At 46.5% G+C, this 3,478-nt stretch carries 2 protein-coding genes and 1 pseudogene; all 3 read right to left on the bottom strand.

Annotated elements, in window-relative coordinates; all coding sequences use genetic code 11:
* On the bottom strand, positions 1 to 1,268 hold a 1,268-nt coding region (locus B3O33_RS08665), incomplete at its 3' end, for a DUF389 domain-containing protein (protein WP_292363424.1).
* A 101-nt stretch (positions 1,269 to 1,369) separates the two neighbouring features.
* Positions 1,370 to 2,095, bottom strand: a complete 726-nt coding sequence (locus tag B3O33_RS08660) for a succinate dehydrogenase/fumarate reductase iron-sulfur subunit (protein ID WP_292359950.1) — start codon at positions 2,093 to 2,095, stop codon at positions 1,370 to 1,372.
* Positions 2,092 to 2,937 (bottom strand): annotated as a pseudogene (locus B3O33_RS08655) (FAD-binding protein); the annotation flags it as partial. The pseudogene B3O33_RS08655 and the gene B3O33_RS08660, both read right to left, overlap by 4 nt.
* Between the last annotated feature and the right edge of the window lie 541 nt (positions 2,938 to 3,478).

Below are 3,478 nucleotides of genomic sequence, written 5' to 3'. Positions count from 1 at the left end.
CCTATCGCAATACTTTTACCGCTTTCCAGCATCAAAGAATCATCCTGACGCAGAGTGCCCAGTGACATCGAAATAATTGGTCCCATTAACGGTGCCAGAATCATTGCACCAATCACCACTGGAATGGAATTGGCAAATAAACCGAACGCAGCCAGTAATGTAGATAGCACCATCAGCGTTAGATAGGCAGGCGTTGCCTTGGCACTCTCTCGCATCATCATAAATAAATCTTTGAACTCTTCCGGAGCAGCATGATGCATCCATGGCAATGGATAACTGATCAGTTCATTACGAGCTTTGCCCAATGGCAATGCCTGTGTTCGAACGATTTCCTTCTGCTCTCCGCCACTTTCAGCTAATGCCAGCAAACGTCCGGGTATCAGGCGAACGGCCCTTCGCTCAACGTTAAATTCCAATTGCTCTGCTTCAGATACCATTTCATCATGGTTGTATTTAATAGGTTTACTGGTTTCCAGCTTTAACTGGCTGCTTTTAATAAAACCTATAAACGGCGGGTTATTTCGGCTCCAGATATTGCGCATGAACAATGAAGCAAATAAAAACCGTAACATTTCAAATACGCTTCGCGGCGCCAGTACTAAAGCATGCAACATGCCATCATTGGCGTTGGAGTCGGGCATAAAACGACGTGATAAAACTGAACTTCTGCCATGCTCAACCGCCACGATTCCGAAAGCAGCGGTTTCAACAACCTTTTCTTTCTGTGTGGTAATGGTAAAGGGGGTAAAACGCACTTCTTTCAGACTGCGCATTAAACGCCAGAAACGTCGAACGCGAGCCCAGAATGGCTCAACCATTGCTTCACCGGGCACCAGAGTAAAAGTTTGTCCCACAATGACCGAATTGAAAACCGGACGTTGATTGCATAGCAACAAATCCAGTTGCGATGCATCGTTATTCATAATATCGCTGAGGGCATCATCTAAGTTGGCAGCAATGCCAAACCCGTAACGTGCGTGTTTCATTCCGGGATGCGGTAACAGGCCTATTGTCCACTCCTGTTCACGCGCCTGTAACATCAAATCTCGCAGACATTCATCATTGAGGTAGCTGATCACCAATTGATCATCAGCAAATTGATACTGTTGTGCTGCCTGAAAATTGCTGAGTTCGATTTCCCATTGCTGCTCGGGTAATTTAGGCAATATCTGATCTTGAACTTCCTGCTCATCTTCGGCCGAAAATATCAGCACCACCCGACGTTTATCCGTAATTGAATCAAGTTTGCTGAGCAGATCTTCTACCATCTAGAGGCTCCGGAAGGGGGTTAAGCGCGTTATACAATGATGTAACAGAACTTGCCGTAATGGCAGATTCCGGGGTTATTTAATCATGAATGTTGCCGAGGTTAACGTTGGTATAACAGTTTATTCATTTTGCTAATGGTATCTGTACCGATCTGTTTAGGGCAAACCCGCTCACATTCCCGGTAATTACTGCAACTGCCAAAGCCTTCAGCTTCCATACGGGCTAACATTCTGGCGGGACGCTTTGTGTCCAGCTGTCCCTGTGGAAGACTACTCAAATGACTGACTTTGGCTGCGATAAACAATGTAGCTGAGGCATTGGGACATACCGCCACGCAAGCACCACAGCCAATGCAGGTTGCTGCATCAAACGCTTTGTCAGCGACGGGTTTAGCGACTGGCTGAGTGTTGGCTTCCGGCGCAGCGCCGGTTCTGACAGGGATGTAGCCCCCCGCCTGAATAATACGATCAAACGCACTGCGATCCACCATCAAATCCTTTATCACCGGAAACGCTGTAGCTCGCCAGGGTTCAATCCATAATTCATTCTGATCATGATAGTCACGCATATATTGCTGACAGGTCGTAGTGGCCTGATGCCGTCCATGCGGTTCACCGTTAATCACCAGACTGCAACTGCCACAGATCCCTTCACGACAGTCATGATCAAAGACAATCGCTTCTTTTCCAAGACCGATAAGCCGTTCATTCAAGGCATCAAGCATTTCCAGAAAAGAAGATTCTGCTTCCACTTCCAACTCATGCTTTTCAAAAAACCCGTCGTCTTGGGGAGAAGCCTGACGCCATATATGCAGAATAAAATTCATTGGTAATTCCGTATCCCGGGGCTGACAAAATCAAAATGCAAAGGCTCTTTGATCAGTTTTGGCTGCACAACGTCACCGGTAAATTGCCAGGCAGAAACAAATCCAAAATCGTTATCACGCCGTTGCACTTCACCGTTGCTGGTCAGATGTTCTACACGGGCATGACAGCCACAGGACTCTTCACGGCTCAGGGCATCAATACACATTAACTCACCCAGTTCCATAAAGTCGGCAACCCGGCCTGCTCTTTCCAGGGTTTGATTCAGCTGTTTATCGTTACCGCTGATTTTGATTTCACGCCAGAACTGTTCACGTAGTTGCTGAATCTCTTCAATCGCCTGCTTTAAAGCAAATTCATTACGTGCCATGCCGCAGTGATCCCATAAGATCTTACCCAGCCGACGATGAAAATGATCGGGCGTTTGTTTAGGTTCAGGCGCATTTAACAGTCGATCCAAACGCGATTGCGAATAGTTCATAGCCTGCTGCACTTCGGGATAGTCTTTATCTTCCAAAGGCGTTTGTCGGGCAAGATAATCAGAAACTGTGGTTGGCAGAATAAAATAACCATCTGCCAAACCCTGCATTAATGCACTGGCACCCAGTCGATTGGCACCGTGATCGGAAAAGTTGGCTTCACCACCGGCAAACAGACCATCAACTGAGGTCATCAGATTGTAATCCACCCACAATCCCCCCATGGTGTAATGTACCGCAGGATAAATGCGCATGGGCTGTTGGGTCGGATCTTCAGAAGTGATCCGCTGATACATATCAAACAGGTTGCCGTATTTTTCGTTTATAACATCAGCACCCTGTTCTTTGATGGCATCAGCAAAATCCTCAAATCTTGGTCTGTCATCAAAAATATATGGTGTTGGTATTGAACCTTGAAGAGAACGATTGGATGGCCAAATTGGTTTAACCCAACTACCCCAAGTTAAATCAGGATTGTCCTTCCACTTTCTGTCATCGTGAAACGATTTGATTTCATCGTAATCTTTATAAGTAACGAACTTATCATTTAATTTAAATCCACATTGGTCTTGNNTCACAAATATGTTTGACCGCCCGTGAGGCAATATCGCGTGGCACCAGATTACCAAACGCCGGATACATGCGTTCCAGAAAATAATCCCTATCCTGTTCCAGAATATCCCGTGGATCGCGTCCGCAATCGGCAGGATTTTTCGGTGCCCAGATGCGACCATCGTTGCGCAATGATTCGCTCATTAACGTGAGTTTGGATTGCAGCTCACCATGTTGTGGAATGCAGGTGGGATGTATCTGTGTAAAACAGGGATTGGCAAATAACGCGCCGTGTTTATGGGCACGCCAGATAGCCGAGGTGTTACAGCCTTTGGCATTGGTCGACAGGTAAAA

The sequence above is a fragment of the Methylophaga sp. UBA1464 genome, assembly GCF_002325665.1.
Classification (GTDB): Bacteria; Pseudomonadota; Gammaproteobacteria; order Nitrosococcales; family Methylophagaceae; genus Methylophaga.
This window is presented reverse-complemented; position numbering and strand designations above follow the sequence as displayed.